Genomic DNA, 854 nt, shown 5'->3' on the forward strand with positions numbered 1-854 from the left:
CGGCCGCACGTGCGGCGGCAGCATCGGTGGCGGCGGGGCCGGGGCCGGGCTCATCATAATGTCATCGGCGCGGGTTAGCCCGCCGCGATGAACCGCCGTCGGCATCCCCCCGGGCTGATGTTCCGCGACTGGCACGCGCCCGACGGTTGGCGACTGCGCGCGTTCGACTGGCCGCTGCCGGACGCGCGCGGGCGGCTGCTGTTCCTCGGCGGTCGCGGCGATTTCGCCGAAAAGTATCTCGAGGCGATGGCGCACTGGCGCGCGCGCGGGTGGCACGTGATCGGCTTCGACTGGCGTGGCCAGGGGGGATCGGGACGGATGCTCACCGATCCACTGGTGAGCCATCTCGTCTCGTTCGAGCCGCTGTTGGACGACCTCTCCGCCTTCATCGCCGCCCACCGACCCGATGTCGCGGTCGCGCACTCGATGGGCGGCCATCTGCTGCTGCGCTGGCTGGCGGAACGAGACGGCACGTTGCACGCGGCGGCGCTATCGTCGCCGATGCTGGCGATCCGTGCCGGGCCGCTCGGCACGCGATCGATCCACGCCGCCGCGCGCGCCGCGATCCTGTCCGGACGCGGCGAGCGCCGGCTGTGGGAAGGGGATGCCGGCAATGTCGGCGCGCGGATGACGTCCTGCCCGGAGCGCAATGCGGACAAGATCTGGTGGAAGGCGACGGTGCCCGCGATCGCCTCGGGCGCGCCCAGCTGGGGCTGGACCGCCGCCGCCTGCGCCTCGGTGAGCGCATTGTCGCGGGCGCGGCTGGAGGGGGTGACGACGCCGCTGCTGTTGCTGGTGTCGCGGCGCGACCCGGTCGTCAGCGCCCGCGCGATCGTCGCGGCGGCGCGGCGCTT

Annotated in this window: 1 protein-coding gene; it reads left to right on the plus strand. The window is 73.5% G+C overall.

Going from position 1 to position 854, the window contains the following annotated elements; genetic code table 11:
- Window positions 1–87: 87 nt before the first annotated feature.
- Window positions 88–854 (plus strand): alpha/beta hydrolase (locus ACFDSW_RS14125; protein ID WP_375250919.1); only part of this gene is annotated, 767 nt, incomplete at its 3' end.

It is taken from the genome of Sphingomonas sp., from assembly GCF_042091075.1.
Lineage (GTDB): Bacteria > Pseudomonadota > Alphaproteobacteria > Sphingomonadales > Sphingomonadaceae > Sphingomonas.